The organism is Mesorhizobium sp. P5_C1 (assembly GCF_054049815.1).
The window spans coordinates 1-20,549 of the sequence record NZ_JBFULQ010000050.1 but is presented as its reverse complement, the minus strand read 5'-3'; the positions used below and the strand labels follow the sequence as shown (position 1 = coordinate 20,549).

Genomic DNA, 20,549 nt, shown 5'->3' with positions numbered 1-20,549 from the left:
CTGCTGGCCGCAGTCGCCGATCCCGACCCGGTGATGATCTTCGAGCACAAGCTGCTCTACAAGATGAAGGGCCCGGTGCCCGAAGGCTACTACACGGTGCCGATCGGCAAGGCCGACATCCGCCGCGAGGGACGCGACCTGACCATCGTCGCCACCTCGATCATGGTGCACAAGGCATTGGACGCCGCGGCGGTGCTGGAAGCCGAAGGCATCGACATCGAAGTCATCGATCTCCGGACAATCCGGCCGATGGACAAGCAGACCGTCATCGACAGCGTCAAGAAGACATCGCGGTTGATGTGCGTCTACGAAGCGGTCAAGACGCTGGGCATCGGCGCCGAGGTCAGCGCGATGATCGCTGAGAGCGAGGCGTTCGATTACCTCGATGCGCCGATCGTGCGGCTGGGCGGGGCGGAGACGCCGATCCCCTACAATCCGGAGCTGGAAAAGGCTGTCGTGCCGCAGGTGCCCGAGATCATCGCGGCTGCGCGCGACCTCGTGAAAGGGGTTCGCTGATCGATGCCGACCGAAGTCATTCTTCCCAAGGTCGACATGGACATGGCGACCGGACAGATCTCGCGCTGGTTCGCCGAGGAAGGCGCCAGCGTCAAGAAGGGCGATGTGCTGTTCGAGATCGAGACCGACAAGGCGGCGATGGAGATCGATGCGCCGGCCAGCGGCGTGCTGCGTGACGTCACCGGGAAGGAGGGGATCGACATTCCTGTCGGCGCGGCTGTCGCGTGGATCTATGCCGATGGCGAAACCTATGGCGACAAGGCGCCGATCTCCCTCCTTGTGGAGGAGATGTCGACGAAGTCGACAGAGGGGGGCGATGTCGCGCCTGCGGCTCAACCTGTCGCGCCCCCCTCTGCCCTGCCGGGCATCTCCCCCCTTAGGGAGGAGATCGGCAAATCGCCTTCGGTTGCGCGCGCAACACCCTTGGCGCGTCGTCTTGCCCGTGAGGCGGGTATTGCACTCTCGACCATTGCAGGCACCGGCCCGTATGGCCGCGTGGTGAAAGCCGATGTCGATGCGGCGATTGCCGGTGGCGGCGTCAAGCCTGCTGCCAAGGCAGCGCCCGCAGGCGCTCCGGCGGCTCCGGCTGCTGCCACCGCGCCGGTGAAGGCGATGTCGGACGAGCAGGTGCTGAAACTGTTCGAGCAAGGCTCTTACGAACTCGTCCCGCATGACAATATGCGCAAGACGATCGCGCGCCGCCTGGTCGAGGCCAAGACCACCATCCCGCATTTCTACCTGACACTCGACTGCGAACTCGACGCGCTCTTGGCATTGCGCACGCAGATCAATGCGGCAGCGCCGATCAAGAAGACCGAAAAGGGTGACGTGCCGGCCTACAAGCTGTCGGTCAACGACATGGTGATCAAGGCAATGGCGCTGGCGCTGAAGGCGGTGCCGGATGCCAATGCATCRTGGACCGAAAGCGCCATGGTCAAGCACAAGCATGCCGATGTCGGCGTTGCGGTGTCGATCCCCGGTGGCCTGATCACGCCGATCATCCGCAAGGCGGACGAAAAGACGCTGTCCACCATCTCCAACGAGATGAAGGACCTGGCCAGCCGSGCGCGCAGCCGYAAGCTGAAGCCGGAAGAGTATCAGGGYGGCACCACGGCKGTRTCGAACCTCGGCATGTTCGGCATCAAGGACTTTGCCGCSGTSATCAACCCGCCGCATGCGACGATCCTGGCGGTCGGCGCCGGCGAGGAGCGGGCGGTGGTCAAGAATGGCRAGATCAARATCGCYACCGTSATGTCGGTGACGCTGTCGACCGACCATCGCGCCGTCGACGGWGCGCTGGGGGCCGAATTGCTGGTTGCCTTCAAACGCCTGATCGAGAACCCGATGGGCATGCTGGTCTAGGGCCGGCCGACGCCCGAAAGTCTTCGGGTGCCCCGAAGGGGTCGCAGCCACAGGGCGGCCATGAGGCTCGTGGAACGCCGGTTCCGCGGGCCGGTGTCGTTGTGCCGTGAGAGCATTCCGCGCGAAGCCGTTGCCTGATCGGGCCGGGCATGCGCGCTGTCATCCACCAGTCATATGCGCCGTGCAGGGAGGGGAGACGGGAACCGGCCAAGGCGCCGGACCGCTCATGCACAGACAGACAGGAGGTCTCATGAAGACGCTATTCATCAAGCTGCTGGCCAGCCAGCTTGCACTCGCGGCAACTTTGTTTGCCGGCGTGGCCGGTGCTGAAACGCTGACGCTCTACACATCCCAACCGGAAGCCGATGCGGTCAAGACCGTGGATGCCTTCAAGAAGGCGCAGCCCGGTATCGACGTGACTATCTATCGTTCAGGAACGAGTGACATCCTGACCAAGATGGCAGCCGAATTCGCCGCTGGCAGCCCGCAGCCCGACGTGCTTTTGATCGCCGACGCGGTCAGCATGGAGCTGTTGAAGAAGGACGACCGGCTGCTGCCCTATTCCGAGGCGAAGCTCGATGGCATCGAGGCGGATGCCTATGACGCCGGCAAGACCTATTTCGGCAGCAAGCTGATCACCACCGGCATCGTCTACAACACCGCGGCGGCTGAAAAGCCTGCGCATTGGGCCGATCTCGCCAAGCCGGCCTATGCCGACGGCCTGGTCATGCCGAGCCCGCTCTATTCGGGTGCGGCCGCCTACCTGCTCTCCGGCTTCGTCGGCGACACCAATTATGGCTGGGATTTCTTCCAGAAGCTGAAGACCAACAACACCGTCAGCGTGCGCGGCAATGGCGCCGTACTGAAGTCGGTGGCGAGCGGCGAGAAGCCCTATGGCATCCTGGTCGACTTCATGGCGATGAACGCCAAGAAGAAGGGTTCGCCGGTCGAATTCGTGTTCCCTAGCGAAGGCGTGCCGGCGGTGACCGAACCGGTCGCCATCATGAAGACGGCCAAGAATGTTGACGGCGCCAAGAAGTTCGTCGACTTTATTCTTTCCGACGAAGGCCAGAAGCTGGCGCTGTCGATGGGTTATCTGCCGGCGCGCGCCTCGGTCGGCCGCCCCGAATGGATGCCGGAAGGCGTCAAGGTCAAGGTGATGCCGTTCGACACCGAGGCGATCGTCGCCACCACCGACGCCGACAAGGCGAAGTTCTCGGAACTGTTCGGCGGCTGAGCCCGACAATCGCGGCGGGATGCCGTTGAAGTGGCATCCCGGACCGCTGACAGATCCCAGGAAACGCAATCATGTCGACACGGATCAGGGAAAGCCGGGGCCAGGAAATGGCCCTGACGGCGATGGTGGCCGTCGTCATCGCCCTGCTTTCCTTGCTGCCGATGCTGCGCCTCATCAAGGAGATCGTGGCACCCGGCGGCACCTTGTCCGGCATGGCGATAGAAGCCGGATTGAGAAGTCCGGCGACCTGGATTGCGACCTGGCACACGCTGATCGTTGGCATCGGCGGCACCTTGCTTGCGGTGCTGTCGGGAACGCTGGTGGCTCTCCTCATCACGCTGACCGACATACGCGGCCGCAGTGCGCTGGTGCTCTGCTACGTCATGCCATTGATGATCGCACCGCAGGTGACCGCGCTCGCCTGGCTGCAACTGTTCGGTCCGGCAAGTCCGTTCCTCAAGCTGTTCGGTGCGGCACCGCCGCTCGGCACCAGAAATCCGCTCTATTCCACCTCGGGCATCATCCTGCTGCTCGGTGTGCAATACGGCCCGTTGGTCTTCCTGCTGGTGCGCGCCGGTCTGCGCAAGCTGCCGCGCGAACTGGTCGAGGCGGCGCGCGCCGGCGGCGCCGGCTGGTTCACCGTGCTGGTCACCGTCGTGCTGCCTTTGATGACGCCGTCGATCATGGCGGCCGCGGCACTTGCCTTCGTGTCCTGCGTCGGCAATTTCGGTATCCCTGCCTTTCTCGGCATTCCCGCCAATTATCTCGTGCTGCCGACGCTGATCTATCAGCGGCTGGCCGGCGGCGGCCCTGCGGTGCTGGGCGAAACCGCGTTCCTGTCAGTGCTGATCGGCATCATCGCCATGGCTGGCATTCTCGCGCAGGAGGTCGTGAGCCGCCGCCGCGATTATCGCATCAGCTCGACGTCGCTGCCGGCCGAGCCCTACGAACTCGGCCGCTGGCGACCTGCCGTCCAGGCCGGCATGTGGCTGCTGATCGTGGTGGTGCTGTTCCTGCCATTGTTCGGGCTGGTGCTGACGTCGCTGGTGCCGGGCTACGGCATTGCTCTCACCGCCAGGACGGCAACGCTCGACAATTATCGTTTCGTGCTGTTCGAGCATGACGCGGCCAGCCGCGCCTTCTTCAACAGCTTCTGGCTGTCGATCGCGGCGGCCTTCTTCGCGGTCGTCGTCGCCGTGCCGATCGGCTACCTTATTGCCTGGAGCAAGCAGCGCTGGGTGCGACTGCTCAACCTGTCGGTCGAACTGCCCTATGCCTTGCCCGGCGTGGTGCTGGCAATCGCCTCGCTGCTCCTGTTCCTGCGGCCGATCCCGCTCACCGGTATCCAGCTCTACAACACCGTCTGGATCATCCTCTATGCCTACGTCGCCCGTTTCCTGGTGCTGGCGCTGCGGCCGACCATCAGCGGCTTTCACCAGATCGACCGGGCGCTGGAAGAAGCGGCCCAGGTGGCCGGTGCGGGGCTGTTCCTGCGCATGCGCACGATCATCTTTCCGCTGGTGGCGCCGGCGGCAATCGCCGGTGGCCTGCTGATCTTCATGACGGCGCTCAGCGAGCTCACTGTTTCGGCGCTGCTCTGGTCGTCGGGCTCTGAGACGATCGGCGTGGTGATGTTTTCCTTCGAGCAGGGCGGCGATTCCAGCTACGCGGCGGCGATGTCCGTCATCACCGTGGCGGTCACCTTCGTGCTGATGCTGGCGACCAATCTGCTTGCCCCACACTTTCCCGGCGGAGTGCTGCCATGGCGCGATTGACCCTGGACAATGTGACCAAGAGCTTTGCCGATTTCGACGCAGTCAAGGATGTATCGATCGATGTCGGCGGCGGCGAATTCCTGGCCGTGCTCGGCCCCTCCGGGTGCGGCAAGACGACATTGCTGCGGCTCGTCGCAGGGTTCGAGAAGGTGACGTCAGGCGAGATCCGCATCGGCAATGAGGTCATGTCCGGCAAGGGCGGCAGCGTTGCGCCGGAAAAGCGGCGCGTCGGCATCGTCTTCCAGAACTATGCGCTGTGGCCGCACATGACGGTCGCCGAGAACATCGGCTATTCGCTCAAGGTGGCAAAGCTCAACAAGGCTGCTGCGCGCCAGAAGGTCGAGGACGCGCTTGCTTTGGTCAATCTGCAGGGGCTGGGCGAACGCAGGCCGGCCAATCTCTCCGGTGGCCAGCGTCAGCGCGTGGCGCTGGCGCGCTGCCTTGTCGCCGCGCCGTCGCTGGTGCTGTTCGACGAGCCGCTCGCCAATCTGGACGTGCATCTGAGAGCCTCGATGGAGGATGAGTTCGCCGCCTTTCACAAGCGCACGGGCACCACCATCGTCTACATCACCCATGACCAGGCCGAAGCGATGGCGCTGGCCGACCGCATCGCGGTGATGGATCATGGACGCCTGGTGCAGTTGGCGACGCCGCGTCAGCTCTATCATGAGCCGGCAAATGAAATGGTGGCGTCCTTCATTTCGCAAGGTATCTTGCTTCCCGCCGATGTGCTGAGCCCAGAGCAGGCCGGTCACTGCAAGGTCCGGGTTCTCGGCACCGAGCTGGTCGTTCGCTGCCGGACGGGCGAGCGGCCTCGCACCGGCGCAAAGATCTGCTGCCGGGCAGCCGATCTCGAGGTGGTACCGGACGGTCCCGGCTTCGATGGCCTCGTCAAGCGGGTGATCTACCAAGGTGGCTCGGCGCGCATCGAATTTGCGCCTTCCGCCAGCCTCGACCTCACCTTGCATTTCGAACAGCCCGATCCGGTGATGCTGGAGCGCGGCGCGCAGGCGCGTTTGCGGATACGATCCGGATGGCTCATCCCGGCGACGGGGGCGGCATGACGATGATGCTCGACCTGCTCGGCGACCGGGGGGAAAAGGCCGCACCGGTCTCGCCGGCAGCAGCTGCGCCGGGTATCGAAATCACCAACCTGTCAGCGGCTAAATTGCGCCAATACAGTGCCTGTGCTTGAAGCCGCCGCTATTTCATTCCACATCGGGCGCAATGAACGGCAAGATACGAGAGTGGTTTCGCAGTTGGCGATGGGCCTTGGCCGCATCGCTGATCCTGCATGCTTTGATCGCAGCGTTCTTGTTCTTTGGCGTACCGAGATCCGAGCAGCAGCCGGATCAGCAGGAACAGCCCGTCAATGTCGCGATTGTGCCGCCGCCCGAGAAGCCTAAGCAGAAACCTGCTCCAAAGCCACCGGAGCCGACACCTGAAAAGAAGGCTGAAAAGCCGCCTGAACAAAAGCCGCCTCCGGAGCCCCCGAAACCGCCAGACGAGCATGTTCTGAAGCGCGTTTTCCAGTACGGCCAGAAAGATACGGGACCGGAGAAATCGCTCGACGGAAGCAGCGCTAAACCCAACACGCCATCACCGGCCAAGGATGAGGCGGCGAAGCCGCCTATAACACCGACACCCGCGCCGACACAGCCGGCCCCGGCTGCAACGCCACAGCAGAAGGCAGAGCCCAGCAAGCCTGACGAGAAGCCGGCCACCGTTGCGCCGGACGAAAAGCCCGCGCAAGGCGAGGAAACGCGGCAGGCCGCCGCGCCGGACGCCAAACCCGCGCAAAACGAGGAGAAGCAGGCGACCGAGGACGCTGACAGACAGCAGCCGGACAAACAGGAGCTCGCACCGCAACCCGCCGAAAAGCAAGCGGTTGTGACGCCAAAGCCATTGGCGGCTGAGACTGGTGGTAAGCCAGCGCCTCCCGCCTCGACTGGAAAGGCAAAGCCCAAACCTGCCAAGACGTTGACGTTCAAACCCGCAAGAGCCTTCAAAGCGCCGATCGGGAATGCTGGAAGGTCAAATCCCACCAACAACGATGTTGCAGGATCGCCAATCTATTCCGGCCTTCCGGGCGTCAGAAAGCTTTACTCGCAGGGGGCAACCGGCAATGCCTTCGCCACAAGCTCCATGGAGAATGTGCCGCGCGGTCAGCGCGTGGCCACCCTTTGCGGCAATGTTCTGAGCCAGGAACTGCAAAGCGCCGACTATTCGGTCAAATGGGTGCCAACCATCACGCTGGACAAAGGCAATGTTCTCAACCCTACTCAAGCGGCCTTCAGCACCAGAAGCACTTGGTACGATCTAAACTTCCGATGTGAAGTCGACGCCGATGCGACGAGGGTCCTATCCTTCAACTTCCGTGTGGGGTCATTAGTCCCGCCTGGCGAATGGGCCAGCCGTGGATTCACTAAGTATCCGCTAAATTAGGCCGGCACGCCAAGCGCGGCTAATTTCTTGCCAGTCCGCGCAGACGAAATCGGCACCAGCCGCCGTCATGCCGGCGGCAACCGCGCCCTGGATGCCGAAGGACGAACCCTCGATGACGATGCAGTCGGCCGGATCGGCACCCATCCTGGCGGCGGCGAACTGGCTGATCTCCGGTCTTGATGGATCGGATCGTGGGTAGCCGCTCATTGAGCTGCCCCAGCGCCTTGGCCGGGCTGCCCTGGGTGTGGTGATCCAAATCGACAAGCTGTCAGCGGCTAAACGGCGCCAATACAGTGGCTGTGCTTGAAGCCGCCGCTTTTTCATTCCACATCGGAAGGAATGAAGGACGAGACACGAGACCGGCGCCGGAATTTGTTGTGGGCCTTGCCCGCATCGCTGATCCTGCACGCGCTCGTCGCAGCGCTCGTGGTCTACAACGTGCCTAGGCCTTCCCAACAGCCGCAGGAGGAGCAGGCGGTCAATGTCGCGCTCGTGCCTCCGCCCGAGCAACCAAAACCGAAACCTGCTCCGGTGCCGCCTCCGAAGCCACCGGAACCGAAGGTTGAAAAACCGCCGGAACCGAAAGCAGAAAAGCCACCGGCGCCGGAAAAGCCCTCGAAAGTCGAGGTCCTGAAGCCGGTTTTCCAGTTTGGCGACAAGGACACCGGTCCCAGGAAATCCCTGGATGGGGCCAGCGCTCAAGACACCTCGCCTTCGCCGGCCAAGGAGCACGATTCGAAGCCGCCTGTCGTGCCGAAGCCTGCAGAGAGCCAATCCACCACCCCGGCGGTCGCCGAGGGGCGGCCAGATTCAACCAAAGTCGACGAGAAGCCGGTAGACGCTGCGAAGGACGCCGAGCCCGAACAGGCGAAACAGGCAGCTTCGAGCCAGGATATGGATAAACAGCAGGCGGACAAGGAAGAGGCGGGAGCGAACGGACCCGACAAGCAGACAGAAGCGGCGCCACCGCCTTTGGCTGCCGACGACGGTGAGATCGAGCTTCCCACGTCAACCGAAGCGCCGAAGCCCAAACCCGCAAATGCGCCGAAGCCCGGCCCTGGGAAGGTCTCCAGGTCCCGAAGCGAGAGCGCCGGGAGGCCAAATTCCACGGATACCGCCGCTAGTGCTTCGCGGGCTTATTCGGGCCTTCCGGGGGTTCACAGGCTCTACTCGCAGGGCGCTACCGGCGATGCGCTGGCTACGAGCGCGATGGGCGGGGTGCCTCGCGAGAAGCGTATTGCCCAACTTTGCGCCAGCGCGTTGCAGCAGCAACTGGTGGATGCCTCTTATTTCCCCGACCTGATCCCAAGTGTTCCGCTGAAGGTGGGCAATGTCCTCGACGCCCCGGATGTCGCTTTCCGCGCAACGACGAAATGGTACCATCTGGGCTTCCGGTGCCAGGTCGACACCGATGCGACGAGGGTCTTGTCCTTCACCTTCCGCGTCGGGCCGGCGATCCCGCCCAGCGAATGGGTTCGCCTCGGACTGCCTGTTCGCTGATAGATTAGGCCGGCACACCGAGCCCGGCCAGTTGCCGGCTAACTTCTTGCCAATCGCTGCAGATGAAATCGGCACCTGCCGCTGTCAGTCGCGCGCCGTGCTCCGCATAGGTATGGCCGCCACCGGTGTAGCCGATAGCCGTCATGCCTGCGGCGACCGCGCCCTCTATCCCGAAGGGCGAATCCTCGATGACGATGCAGTCTGCCGGCTCAGCGCTCATCTTGTCGGCGGCGAACAGGAAGATATCAGGCGCGGGCTTGCCGCGTTTGACCATCGAGGAACTGTAGATCGCATCGCCGAAAAACCGCGCCAGTTCGGTCACAGTCAGGCTGTGGTTTATGCGCTCGACGGAGGATGACGAGGCGACACAGCGGTCGCCCGAAAGCGTCTCCAGAAACGCGGTGATGCCGGGGGTCGGCTTCAACTCCTGCGAAAACAGGATCTTGGTCTCGGCCCAGATGTCGCCGTCCGCAGCCGCCGGAAACTGGTGACCGGTCAAATCCCTGATCTTGGCGATGATGTCGGACTGCTTCATACCGATGCATTGGGCGATGATACCGCCGTGAACCCCAGGCATGCCATGCTTGTCATAGACGCGTTCATAAGCGCGGGCGGCCAGAGGCTCGCTGTCGACAAGAACGCCGTCGCAATCGAAAATGATAGGCCTTGATCGCGCCACGCGCTTTTCTCCCGAGTCGATTTCGCACATCGCTATCGGCAAAAAGTCAGATGTTCAATAGTGCGCTTGCTTTGACAGCCGCATGCCTGGAGGCTCGAAACCGAGGGGCAATCAAAGCCGGCGGATGGCATCGCTGGCACGCGCGGATCCGAGTGCCCGTTGCATGGCCTGCCGGGACTGCGCGCGATCGGGCGTGATCCAGTTCGGTTCGGCGCCGAGAAAGCGGTCGAGGAAAGCCACTGCGTAGGCTGGCATCTCGGTCACGTTCTCGCGATAGGACCACCATGTGCGCAGGTCGTCGGCGCATTTGTCGATGCTTGGCGCATTGCCGAATTCCTGCTCGTGGATCGCCGAGATCACCGAGACGCAGTAGTTGGTGTAGAGGAACCCTTCCGGCCAGAAACGGATGATTTCCAGCGTGCCGGCATYCGAATCCGTTTCAATCAACTGGCTGAGGCCGGAGATTTCCCGTGCCGGCGCCTGCCTGATCAGTTCGCGCAAAACGAGGCCGGCGGCAAAGACGATGAAGTCGGCGCGGTCGACCGCGGCGAAGCCTTTCTGCGCCTCCATGACCTCGACCCAGTCGAGAAAGGCCCTAGTGAGCTTCGCTTCATCGATTTCAAAGCGCACGCCGAACGTGTCCGACACCACCTTGGCGCTGCCGCGGAAGGTGGCGCGGAACCAGCGCAACTGCCGCAACCGGTGGCGAAGGTCGGGCATCAGCGCCAATTCGTCCCTGAAGGGCAGATCCATGTTTCTCGTATCCTGTTCCCAGCCAGGCTAGCACAACGGCGCCGCCGCCGAAATCGGTTGACGGCCTGTGGATGACCGAGGTCACGCCCAATATCATACATATTGACATTCGCGGAAACAAATGTTCTCACTTTGCTGTTGTCACGTGTCGGTCCAAGGTGCGGTTCAACACAGGCTTCGGGAGGAGAACCGAATGGCGATTTGGCAGTGGGGACTGCTTCTGCTGGTTATTGTSTGGGCGCTGCAGTCGCTCGGCGTCTGGCTGCAGATGCGGCACTATTCGGATGTCTTCAGGGGTGTCACCGACCGGTACAAGGATGGCTTCGTCGGAGCCGGCAATTTTCGCGGTCGATTGGCCAAAGGCACCATCGCGCTGGTCGTGGTGACGCCTGACCTGGTCGTGCGCCGCCTGATGGTGATGAGCGGCCGTTCCGTGTTCACCAAGTTCAAGAGACATGAAGAATTCGAGGGCGTTCCCCTCGATCGAGTCCGGTCCAACCCTGCAATCATGGGGGAGGGGGAACCCGGTGTGGCCGAGGCCGTGAAGCGGGCGATCGAACAGATCGACAAGACACGGTCGGAGCCGGGGAAGAAGCCGGGCCTGTCCGGTTTGAACGTAGCAAGGGCTTAGAGAGAGGACGCCGCGCACCGACTGGGATCAACCGGCGGGCGGCATAAGGAGGAGAAATGTCTGTATTTTCGTTGTTGGCGCAGCATGCCGACATGGCCGTGAACAATCTGCATGTCGCAGGTGCCATGGTCTCGGATGCTGCATTGCATGGCAAGCTCGCGGTAGAGCATGCCTCCGACCATCTCGTTGTCCTCGCACAGGCGGACAGCGGACCGATCACCGTCGATCAGTTCAAGGAAAAGCTGAAGGAAGTCCAGCAGGAAGAGCAGCTCGGCTGGCTGACCGCCATCGGCAAGTATTTCATCGGTATTTTCCAGAAGGGCGGCGAGGTCTTCGCCGGCTTCGTCACCGGCATCATTCCGACGCTGGTGGTGCTGATGACGGCCTTCTACGCAGTCACCGAACTGGTCGGCGAAGAGCGCGTGCACGGCCTGGCGCGCGGCGCCGGCAGGATCGCGCTGACCCGCTACACGCTGCTGCCGCTGCTGGCGGTGTTCTTCCTCACCAATCCGATGGCCTATACGTTCGGATCGTTCCTGGAAGAGAAGCACAAGCCCGCCTTCTATGACGCGGCCGTGTCCTATGTGCACCCGCCGCTCGGCCTGTTCCCGCACATCAATCCCGGCGAGTATTTCGTCTGGGGTGGCATTCTGGTCGCGCTGCTGGAACTGGAGAAGAAGGGCGCCGTCGTCGCCGGCTATCACGTCAAGGTGGCGATCTGGTATGCCATCGTCGGCCTCGTCGTCATCCTGCTCAAGGGCATGCTGACCGAACGCATCACTGCCATCATGGCACGCCGCCAGGGCGTCGAGCTGTAAGGGCGGGGAGGACATCATGGCCAAGACATACAAAGCCGTACAAATCTCCCGGGGCAAAACCGGTTGGGGCGGTCCGCTGGTGATCGAGCCGACCGAACAGCGCAGCAAGGTTGTTTCCGTCACCGGTGGCGGCATTCATCCGGTGGCGCAGCTCATTGCCGATATGACCGGCGCCGAAGCCGTCGACGGCTTCAAGGCGCCGCCGATCGAAAGCGAGATGGCGGTTGTCGTCGTCGATTGCGGTGGCACCGCACGGTGCGGCGTCTATCCGCGCAAGCGTATCCCGACCGTCAATCTGACGCCGGTCGGCCAGTCTGGGCCGCTCGCCCAGTTCATCACCGAGGACATCTACGTTTCGGGCGTGAAGCCTGCCAACATCACAATGGCGGACGGATCCGAAGCGGTCACCACTGCAGGGGGAGCAGGATCGATGAATCCAGGCAATAACAACGCGGCGGCGGCGCCACAACCGCTGCCGAGCGAGGGCGGCGTGATCGGCCTGATCAGCTCGATCGGCCGCGTCATGGGCCGTGTCGTCGGCATCTTCTTCAATGCCGGGCGCCGTACCATCGACCAAGTCGTGCGCAACGTGCTGCCGTTCATGGCCTTCGTGACCATGCTCATCGGTCTGATCCTCTACACCGGCATCGGTGATGTGCTGGCGCAGCCGATGGGTCCGCTGGCCAACAACATTGTCGGCCTGCTGATCATCTCGGCGATCTGCGGCCTGCCGTTCCTGTCGCCCATCCTCGGGCCAGGCGCGGTCATTGCACAGGTCATCGGCGTTGCCATCATCGGTCCGCAGATCGCCAACGGCACGATTTCGCCGGCAATGGCACTGCCGGCGCTGTTTGCCTACAATACCCAGGTGGGCTGCGACTTCGTTCCCGTCGGCCTGGCGCTCGGTGAGGCCAAACCGAAGACGATCGAGATCGGTGTTCCGGCAGTACTCATCAGCCGCCAGATCATGGGCCCGGTCTCGGTGCTGATCGCCTGGATCGTCAGCCTGATCGTATTCTGAAACAGTTCCAGGAAAAGTGTGAGACGGTTTTCCGTCCGGAATTCCACCAAACAAAGGGATAGAGCGGTTCGCCGTTTTCGTGAAACAGTGAATCGCTCTTAGAGAAGTTAGGAAATGAGGTTCGCCATATGACGGTTCTGTTGAGAACACGGGTCACTGCCATCGGACCCGAAGTGGCGGATCTTGCCGAAGGGGGCGTGGTCATCCTGTTTGCGGATGGCTCGCCGCCGGAACTTGCCGAGGTTTCCGTGCTCCACAAGACGGAGCACGGACCCAGCGACGGCGCGCCGCAAAAGGGCGCGTCGATCACCCTTGGCCCGGTTGCCGCGACTATTACCGCGGTCGGTTCCAGCGCCTGGAGCAAGGTGCTGGAAATGGGCCATGTCGTCATCTCGTTCAACGGCGCTGCCGAGGCCGAGCGGCCAGGCGAGATCTGCGCCTCGCAGGTCGATGCGCAAGCGCTCGTGGCTGCGCTCAAGACCGGTGCGGTCATCACCATCGCCGCCTGACAGCATTCGCGTCGCCGCCGATGTTGGCGGTGCCCAGGACCAGAGTATTTGCCATGGAACGCTCGACCATCGTCAGAGTGCATGAAGGTCTGCACGCCCGTCCCGCGACGCGGTTCGTCAAGCTCGCCAAGGGTTTCGAATCGGATGTCGAGCTGGTCAAGGACGGCAAGGCGGTCAGCGCCAAGAGCTCGGTCAAGCTGATGCTGCTGGCGGTCAAGGAAAACCAGGAAGTCACCGTGCGGGCGAACGGCGCCGACGCCATCGAGGCCATCGAGGCGCTGATCGGCTATCTCGAAAATCCCAAGGCGGGCCTTGACGACGAGGACTCGCCGCCGGCCGGCAATACGGGTCAGGACGCTGCTGCCGCGTTGGACTCTGTGCCTGCTGTTGCCGGCGCAACCACCGGCTTGCGCGGCGTGGCCGCAAGCGAAGGTTTTGCCATCGGGCCGGCCTTCGCGCATTTCCCACCTGATATCGCCGGACAAGGCCGCAGGTTGCAGGCTGAGGAGATCGCCGGCGAGATCGACAGGTTCCGCGCCGCCGTCGCTGCAGTCCAGGCGCGCATGGACCGGGCACTGGAGCAGGACAGTCTGTCGGCCGGCGACCGTGGCATCATCGCCGCGCTCAGGGACATCGCTGCCGACGACAGCCTGACCGGCGAGGCGGAGGGCCTGATCAACGGCGGCAACGACGCGGTTTCAGCGGTCATCACCGCCGCCTCCACAATCGCCGCCGATTTCAGCGCGGTCGATGATCACTATCTCAACGCGCGGGCGGATGATGTCCATGCGGTCGGGCGGCAGATCTGCCTCGTGCTGCTCGGGCAGGACGACATCAGCCTCGAAACCATCGCCCAAGGCGCCATCCTCATCGCCGACGACATCGGCGCCTGGGACCTGGCGCGCGCGCCGCTGAAGCGCATCGGCGGGGTGGTGTGCGGCCATGGCGGCGCCACCTCGCACATCGCCATCATCGCCCGCTCGCACGGCATTCCAGCGGTGCTCGGCCTCGGCGACCAGATCAATGCTTTGCGCACGGCGCGCGAAGTGGCCCTCGATGGCAACAGCGGCCGCGTGATCGTCGATCCTGACGCGGCGACCCGCGCCGAATTCGCCGGCCGTGTCGAAGCGGCGGCGCAGGAACGCGCCGGGCTGACCATCTTCAAGACGGTGACGCCGAAGCTGGCCGATGGCAAGGTGATCGAGGTCGCGGCCAATATCGGCTCGCTGGAGGAAATCGAAGCGGCGCAGGAGGCCGGCGCGATGGGCGTCGGCCTGTTCCGCACCGAGCTTCTGTTCATGCGCCATATGCACCTTCCCTCGGAAGATATGCAGGCCGAGACCTATGCGGCGCTGGCTAAGGCCTTCGCGCCGTACCCGGTCATCGTGCGCACGCTTGATATCGGCGGCGACAAGCCGATCGCCGGCATCGAATTTCCCGACGAGGAAAACCCCTTTCTGGGCTGGCGCGGCATCCGCATGTGCCTCGACCGGCCCGACATCTTCAAGCGCCAGCTCAGGGCGCTGCTGCGGGCGGCCGTGCATGGCAACGTCAAGGTGATGCTGCCGATGGTGGCCGACATCGGCGAGGTCAGGCAGACGCGGGTTCTGGTCGCGGAATGCGCGGCTGAGCTGAAAGCCGAAGGCGTGCCGCATGCGGCGTTCGATCTTGGCGTGATGATCGAGACCCCGGCCGCCGTGCTGATTGCCCCGGCGCTGGCCAAGGAGGTGGCGTTCTTCTCGATCGGCACCAATGACCTGACCCAGTACATCATGGCCGCCGACCGGCTGAACCCGACAGTGGCCAAGCTCAACGATGTCACCAATCCGGCCGTCATGTCGGCGATCGAAATGACGGCCAAAGCCGGCGTCGCCGCCGGCATCATGGTCGGCATGTGCGGCGAAGCGGCCGGCCGCCCCGATCTCATTGCAACATTCGTCAAAATGGGGCTGACCGAGCTGTCGATGAGCCCGGCCTCGATCCAGCGCGCCAAGAAGGCGATCATGGCCATGGCCGCCGAAGGTGCCGCCTAGCCGAGTTCTGGGCCGTTACGGCAAATGGGCAAGCAAGGTGGCGAAGACGGGTGTCAGTTCGTCGACCGGGCTCGCCTTGGCGCAGGCCTGAACAATGCGGTCATGGCGGATATCAGCTGCCAGGATCGCAATCTCCAGCATATCCGGCTCCGGCAGGCCGTCCCTGCCGGTGGTTGCCAGGCCACAGGCCAGAACGAGCGGCGCCAGGCAGCTGATGTCGAGCGTCCGGTCACCGATCGCCGGCGTTTCCGGCGTTTCGGCAAAGTGGACGGGGCGCTGGTTGAGACACTCGACCAGCAGCGCCGAACAGGTGGCCGCGATCGCCGGAAGCCCAGCACCTGGCGCGACCAAGGCGGCCAGCAGATCGCCATGCCGCTTGCGCATCGTGGCATGGACGGCGGCAAAATCGGCTTCGTGGATGCGGGCATTGTCGATGTTCAGGCCGGCCAGCACCGCCTTGGTCAGATAATACATGTCGCGCCGGAACAGGCGCTCCGCGCTCAACTGGCGATCTTCGTTCCCGGCCGGGAAATAGGTGGCGAGGCCTTTTACGGTGGTGCCGTCGACCTTGATCGGGCGCTCATGCGGGACAAAGGATTCGGCAATCGACAGCGCTTCGTCGAAGGCACTTGCGGCATGGCTGAGCAGGCCTTCGATGCCTTTGCCTGGAAATGGCGGCAGATGGCTGGTTGCTTCGCGCACGACACTGGCGTCGCCGCTGCCGTCATGGCGGCTTTGGCGAATGATTTCACGAACTTCCCGCAACCGGTCTTTCAGATTGACGCGGACATCTTCGGAGATTTGTCGGAGCATTGCCAATCGCCTCGAATTGCTGCGGATGGCCGCCAACAGAAGGCAGCCGCCACTTCTAGATTGTTCCTATCGATTGGTAGATCAATAGGCGATACTAGACCAGCATGCAGAATCGGCGACGGCGCGCTCGTCCATCGCCGTGGGGAGGGACGAATTTGGGCAGGCGACRACAGAGCGAAACCGACGATCGTCGAGGTGGAAGCGAGACGCCCGAGCAGGTCGCCAGCGAAAGCCGGACGGATCGTCTCAGGATTCGCGCCGCATGGATGTATTTCGTCGAGCAGATGACGCAGAACGAGATCGCCGACGTGCTTGGCGTCGGCCGCGTCACCATCGTGCGCATGCTGGCGGACGCCCGCTCGCGCAACGAGGTGAAGATCAGCATCGAAAGCGAATTGTCGGAAATCGTGCGGCTGGAGCGGGCGCTGGAAAAGACCTTCGGGCTGCAACAGGCGCTGGTGGCGCCGCTTTCCGCCCCCAATGCCGACCCGACCCCGGCGATCAGCGCCAAGACCGGCAGCTTCCTGTCCGACACGATGAAGTCCGGCATGCGCGTCGGCGTCGGCTGGGGCAGGACGCTGTTCTCAAGCCTGCCCTTCATCAGCGCCAAGTCGCTGACCGACTTCAAGGTCATTTCGCTGCTCGGCGGTGTCGGCGTCGTGCGTCGATTCAACCCGGCCGAGTTCGCCTGGCGCTTCGCCCAAATCTTCCAGGGCGACGGCTATCTGATCCCGACGCCGGCCGTCGTCGACAGCGTCGAGACCAAGATCGCGCTGGTCGAGCGCTGCGGCCTGCAGGAGGTTTTTGAAATGGCCAACGTGCTCGATGCCGTTCTGCTGAGCGTCGGCGGCATCGCCTCGGCCACCACCTTCTCTCGCGGCGGCTTTCTCAAGGAAGCGGATCGGGAGGCCCTGCTTGCGCGTGGCGCCGTTGGCGACCTTCTGTTCCATTTTTTCGACCGCAATGGCGATCTGGTCGACCACCCCGTCAACAGCCACGTGATGTCGGTGGATGTCGACCGTCTGCGCAAGGCGCCGATCCGCATCCTGACCTCCGGCGGCGAGGAGAAGATCGAAGCCTTGCTTGGCGCCATGACCCTGATCGCCCCGACGATCCTGATCACCGACGAAGAAAGCGCCCGCCGCATGCTCGAGGCGCATGCGGCGCGAGCTTCCTGATGGTGTCGGCCGGTTGCCGGCGTCAGGAGCATCCGCTATCTGACCGTCCAGGCAACTGACGCCTGAGCCAATCAAACGGAGCCGGAGCCATGACACGCGAGACAATCCTCAAATTCGGCGCAGTCGAAAAGGCCGACGCTGGCGATCTGGCCGGATGGATCGTGGTAGAAGGCAGGCCGACCATGCAAACCGCCGTCCAGCACACGACCGAGGACGGCAAGGTGATCTCTGGCACGTGGCGGGCGACGCCAGGCACCTATCACGCGACCTATACCGACTACGAGTTCGTGCACATGATCGCCGGCCGCATCATCATCACCCCCGATGGCGGCGCACCGGTCGAGGTAGGCCCCGGCGACGCCTTCGTGGTGGAAGCCGATTTCAAGGGAACCTGGAAGATCATCGAAACGGTGACGAAGCATTTTGTCGTCAGGGTCGGCTGAGCCTGTTCGCATGGGCCGTTGATGGTCGACGTCCCTGGCATATCCAGTGCGAGCGACGACAGGCAGCCGGCGCGCCATCCAGCTTTGATTGTATCGTTACTTGACGAGCGTTGGGGTGGCCTCGCTCTTCTTCGTGCGTCCGGAGCGTCGTTCCTCCAATCGTTGCAGGATGACGAAAAAGGATGGCACAAAAAGAATGGCCAGGCAGGTCGAAGCGAGCATGCCGGAAAAGACCGTGATGCCGATCGACTTTCGTGCGCTCGCACCGGCGCCGGTGGCGAACACCAGCGGCGCCACGCCGAGGATGAAGGCAAACGATGTCATCAGAATGGGCCGGAAGCGGGCACGTGCGGCTTCGATCGCCGATACGACGATAGGTGTGCCGGCGGCACGCAGTTCGCGTGCGACCTCGACGATCAGAATCGCATTCTTGGCTGACAGCGCTATGAGCAGAATGAGGCCGATCTGGACATAGAGATTGTTGTCGATGCCAAGGCTATTGAGCACCAAGACCGGCCCCACCAGAGACAGCGGCGCGGCGAGCAGGATTGAGATCGGAGCGAGCCAGCTCTCATATTGGCCGGCAAGAACCAGGTAGACAAGCAACAGTGCCATTCCGAACACCAGGTAAACCTGATTGGTAACGAGCTTCTCTTGGAAAGACAGCGCAGTCCAATCGGAGCCAGTACCGGGCGGAAGGGTATCCGCGGCAATCTCCTCCATCAGCTTGATTGAGTCACCTGACGAAAAGCCTGCAGCGGGCACGCCTACGATCGACGCGGCAGGATAGAGATTGTACAGGCTGATCAGCGATGGACCGACGCTGGGTTCAATCGTCAACACGGTTCCGAGCGGGATCATGTCTCCGTTGTTGTTGCGGACGGTAAGGCGGCCGATCTCCTCCGGCGTCAACCGAAACTGGGCGTCAGCCTGCACATAGATCTGGAAGACACGCCCGAACTTGTTGAACTGGCTCACGTAGCTGGAGCCGAGATAACCGGCGAGCGTCTGGAATACCTGGTCTGTGGTCAGGCCGAGGGCCTGCACCTTGTCGCGGTCGATCTCGGCCTTGTACTGCGGGACGTTGGCGCGAAACGATGACGAGACGCGCTGGATGCCCGACTGTGTCTCGGCCTTTTTGACGATCGCACTGACGGAGCCTTGCAGCTTCGAGAGGTCGAAACTGCCGTCGCGGAGCTCGACTTGCAGTGTGAAGCCGGCGGCGTTGCCGATGCCCTGGATTGGTGGCGGAGGAAGCACCAGAACAACGCCGTCGGCCATGCCCGACAGATTCTTGTTGAGAGTGGCGTAGAGCGAAGCTAGGTTTTCGCTCTTGCCGCGCAGATCCCAGTCCTTGAGAATGATGTAGGCGACGCCAGCGTTGGCTAGCGTCGAATTGTTGTCTAGGGCCGAAAGCCCGGCGATGGTGACCACCGTCTCCACCCCAGGTGTTGCCTTGGCGATCTTCGAAACCTGCTGCAGCGTTTCCTGGGTGCGACCAAGCGAGGCGCCGTCAGGCAGCTGAACCGCTGCGAGCAGGTAACCCTGGTCTTCGATCGGGATGAAACCGGTGGCGACGCGCGACATGCCGTAGCCGGCCGCGCCGATGATCATGAGTGCGACCACACCCGTTACGGCGCTATGACGCACCATCCCTCCGATCAACCGGACGTAGGCATTCTCGGCACGCTGGTAGACCGCATTGAAGCCGCGCGCGAAGACGTTGCGCTGTTCCGGTGGTACGGGACGCCTAAGCCATGTCGCGCATTGCGTTGGCTTCAATGTCGCGGCGTTGACGGCGCTGATCAGCGCGGTCGCCGCGATCACCAGCGCGAATTGCGCGTACATCCGGCCTGTAAGGCCGGGAAGGAAGGCCGCCGGCAGGAACACCGCCAGCAGCACCAACGTGATGCCGATGATCGGCGCGAACAATGTCTTCATGGCGGCAATGGCGGCGTCGTGGCTCGACATGCCACGTTCCATGTTGTGGGCGGCCCCCTCGACCACGACTATGGCGTCATCGACGACGATGCCGATGGCGAGCACGATGGCGAACAAGGTGGAAAGGTTGACTGAGAAGCCGAGCGCCGCCATCGCCGCGAACGCGCCAATGATGGTGACCGGTACGGTCGTCGCCGGAACCAGCATTGCCCGCCAATCCTGCAGGAAGACGAGAATGACGATCAAAACCAGCACCGCCGCCTCAAACAGCGTCTTGTAGACCTCGTTGATCGCCTGGCTGACGAAATTCGTCGTGTTGAACGGTATCGCGTAAACTATGCCTTGCGGGAAGGCACGCGCCAGTTCTTCCATCCTGGACGCGACCCTCTTGGCCACATCGAGCGCGTTCGCGCCGGGTGCCAGGAAGATGGCCATGCCCGCGGCCTGCTGGCCGTCGAGGTTGAAGAACTGTCCGTAGGTTTGCGCACCGAGTTCAACCCGCCCGACATCGCGAACACGCGTCATATCGCCATTGGCGCCTGTCTTGACCACAACGGCCCCGAACTGGTCGGGATCGTCAAGGCGGCTGGACACTTCGATCGAATATTGGAAGGACTGGTCGTCCGGCGCCGGCGGGGCGCCGATCTGACCTGCTGTGACCTGTTCGCTCTGCTGTTGAAGTGCTTGAACGACATCTTGCGTGGTCAAGCCGCGCGCCAGCATCTTTTCGGGATCGAGCCAGACACGCATGGAATATTGACCAGCGCCGAACACGCTGACATTGCCGACGCCAGGCAACCGCGAGATTTCGTCCTTAAGGCTGATAGTCGCGTAGTTGCTGAGATAGAGGCTGTCATACTTTCCGTCAGGCGAAGTCAAGGTCACGATCTCGAGG

Annotated in this window: 20 protein-coding genes; 15 read left to right on the top strand and 5 right to left on the bottom strand. The window is 63.0% G+C overall.

Annotated features, from left to right (window positions below):
- The 7 genes from ACXJ7R_RS06810 to ACXJ7R_RS06780 form a co-directional block, all read left to right on the top strand.
- Positions 1–516 (top strand): alpha-ketoacid dehydrogenase subunit beta (locus tag ACXJ7R_RS06810; RefSeq protein ID WP_457151145.1); only part of this gene is annotated, 516 nt, incomplete at its 5' end.
- A 3-nt stretch (positions 517–519) separates the two neighbouring features.
- Complete coding sequence (locus tag ACXJ7R_RS06805; protein WP_457151144.1) at positions 520–1,878, top strand: pyruvate dehydrogenase complex dihydrolipoamide acetyltransferase; 1,359 nt, start codon at positions 520–522, stop codon at positions 1,876–1,878.
- Positions 1,879–2,128: 250 nt separating this feature from the next.
- Entirely contained in the window at positions 2,129–3,115 is a 987-nt protein-coding gene (locus ACXJ7R_RS06800) for an ABC transporter substrate-binding protein (protein WP_457151143.1), read from the top strand.
- Positions 3,116–3,186: 71 nt separating this feature from the next.
- Entirely contained in the window at positions 3,187–4,890 is a 1,704-nt protein-coding gene (locus tag ACXJ7R_RS06795; protein WP_457151142.1) for an ABC transporter permease, read from the top strand.
- The gene (locus tag ACXJ7R_RS06790; protein ID WP_457151141.1) at positions 4,878–5,954 is read left to right on the top strand and encodes an ABC transporter ATP-binding protein; all 1,077 of its coding nucleotides are present in this window, start codon (positions 4,878–4,880) and stop codon (positions 5,952–5,954) included. Before ACXJ7R_RS06795 ends, ACXJ7R_RS06790 begins: the two co-directional genes overlap by 13 nt.
- Positions 5,951–6,085 carry a hypothetical protein gene (locus tag ACXJ7R_RS06785; RefSeq protein WP_457151140.1) on the top strand — a complete coding sequence of 45 codons (135 nt, stop codon included), beginning with the start codon at positions 5,951–5,953 and terminating at the stop codon, positions 6,083–6,085. The genes ACXJ7R_RS06790 and ACXJ7R_RS06785 overlap by 4 nt, the downstream gene beginning before the upstream one ends.
- Before the next feature lie 32 nt (positions 6,086–6,117).
- Positions 6,118–7,335 (top strand): DUF930 domain-containing protein, encoded by a 1,218-nt coding sequence (locus ACXJ7R_RS06780; protein WP_457151139.1) that lies wholly within the window; start codon positions 6,118–6,120, stop codon positions 7,333–7,335.
- Here ACXJ7R_RS06780 and ACXJ7R_RS06775 read toward each other — a convergent pair.
- Positions 7,327–7,542 (bottom strand): hypothetical protein, encoded by a 216-nt coding sequence (locus ACXJ7R_RS06775; protein ID WP_457151146.1) that lies wholly within the window; start codon positions 7,540–7,542, stop codon positions 7,327–7,329. The genes ACXJ7R_RS06780 and ACXJ7R_RS06775 overlap by 9 nt on opposite strands.
- 132 nt (positions 7,543–7,674) lie before the next feature.
- Between ACXJ7R_RS06775 and ACXJ7R_RS06770 the strand changes: the two genes are divergently transcribed.
- Entirely contained in the window at positions 7,675–8,835 is a 1,161-nt protein-coding gene (locus ACXJ7R_RS06770; RefSeq protein ID WP_457151138.1) for a DUF930 domain-containing protein, read from the top strand.
- 4 nt (positions 8,836–8,839) lie between these two features.
- Here the strand turns inward: ACXJ7R_RS06770 and ACXJ7R_RS06765 are convergent, their stop codons facing one another.
- Positions 8,840–9,514 carry an HAD family hydrolase gene (locus tag ACXJ7R_RS06765; RefSeq protein WP_457151137.1) on the bottom strand — a complete coding sequence of 225 codons (675 nt, stop codon included), beginning with the start codon at positions 9,512–9,514 and terminating at the stop codon, positions 8,840–8,842.
- Positions 9,515–9,625: 111 nt separating this feature from the next.
- Positions 9,626–10,267, bottom strand: a complete 642-nt coding sequence (locus ACXJ7R_RS06760; RefSeq protein WP_457151136.1) for a hypothetical protein — start codon at positions 10,265–10,267, stop codon at positions 9,626–9,628.
- Positions 10,268–10,460: 193 nt separating this feature from the next.
- On the opposite strand from ACXJ7R_RS06760, the gene ACXJ7R_RS06755 reads away from it, so the two are divergent.
- The 5 genes from ACXJ7R_RS06755 (at position 10,461) to ptsP (ending at position 15,279) form a co-directional block, all read left to right on the top strand.
- Entirely contained in the window at positions 10,461–10,898 is a 438-nt protein-coding gene (locus ACXJ7R_RS06755) for a transcriptional regulator GutM (RefSeq protein WP_457151135.1), read from the top strand.
- A gap of 56 nt (positions 10,899–10,954) precedes the next feature.
- A complete protein-coding gene (gene srlA / locus ACXJ7R_RS06750) occupies positions 10,955–11,716 on the top strand; it encodes a PTS glucitol/sorbitol transporter subunit IIC (protein WP_457151134.1) in 762 nt (253 codons plus the stop codon).
- 16 nt (positions 11,717–11,732) lie between these two features.
- Positions 11,733–12,737 (top strand): PTS glucitol/sorbitol transporter subunit IIB, encoded by a 1,005-nt coding sequence (gene srlE / locus ACXJ7R_RS06745; RefSeq protein WP_095089213.1) that lies wholly within the window; start codon positions 11,733–11,735, stop codon positions 12,735–12,737.
- Between the two features lie 128 nt (positions 12,738–12,865).
- Entirely contained in the window at positions 12,866–13,246 is a 381-nt protein-coding gene (locus ACXJ7R_RS06740; protein ID WP_457151133.1) for a PTS glucitol/sorbitol transporter subunit IIA, read from the top strand.
- Between the two features lie 53 nt (positions 13,247–13,299).
- Complete coding sequence (gene ptsP, locus ACXJ7R_RS06735; protein ID WP_457151132.1) at positions 13,300–15,279, top strand: phosphoenolpyruvate--protein phosphotransferase; 1,980 nt, start codon at positions 13,300–13,302, stop codon at positions 15,277–15,279.
- A 15-nt stretch (positions 15,280–15,294) separates the two neighbouring features.
- Here the strand turns inward: ptsP and ACXJ7R_RS06730 are convergent, their stop codons facing one another.
- Positions 15,295–16,092 (bottom strand): hypothetical protein, encoded by a 798-nt coding sequence (locus tag ACXJ7R_RS06730; RefSeq protein ID WP_457151131.1) that lies wholly within the window; start codon positions 16,090–16,092, stop codon positions 15,295–15,297.
- Between the two features lie 155 nt (positions 16,093–16,247).
- Between ACXJ7R_RS06730 and ACXJ7R_RS06725 the strand changes: the two genes are divergently transcribed.
- Together ACXJ7R_RS06725 and ACXJ7R_RS06720 are read left to right on the top strand one after the other, a co-directional pair.
- Positions 16,248–17,270: a sugar-binding transcriptional regulator gene (locus ACXJ7R_RS06725; RefSeq protein ID WP_457151130.1), complete on the top strand. Its 1,023-nt coding sequence runs from the start codon at positions 16,248–16,250 to the stop codon at positions 17,268–17,270.
- Positions 17,271–17,359: 89 nt separating this feature from the next.
- The gene (locus ACXJ7R_RS06720; RefSeq protein ID WP_457151129.1) at positions 17,360–17,713 is read left to right on the top strand and encodes a cupin domain-containing protein; all 354 of its coding nucleotides are present in this window, start codon (positions 17,360–17,362) and stop codon (positions 17,711–17,713) included.
- Positions 17,714–17,809: 96 nt separating this feature from the next.
- Here the strand turns inward: ACXJ7R_RS06720 and ACXJ7R_RS06715 are convergent.
- Positions 17,810–20,549 (bottom strand): efflux RND transporter permease subunit (locus tag ACXJ7R_RS06715; protein ID WP_457151128.1); only part of this gene is annotated, 2,740 nt, incomplete at its 5' end.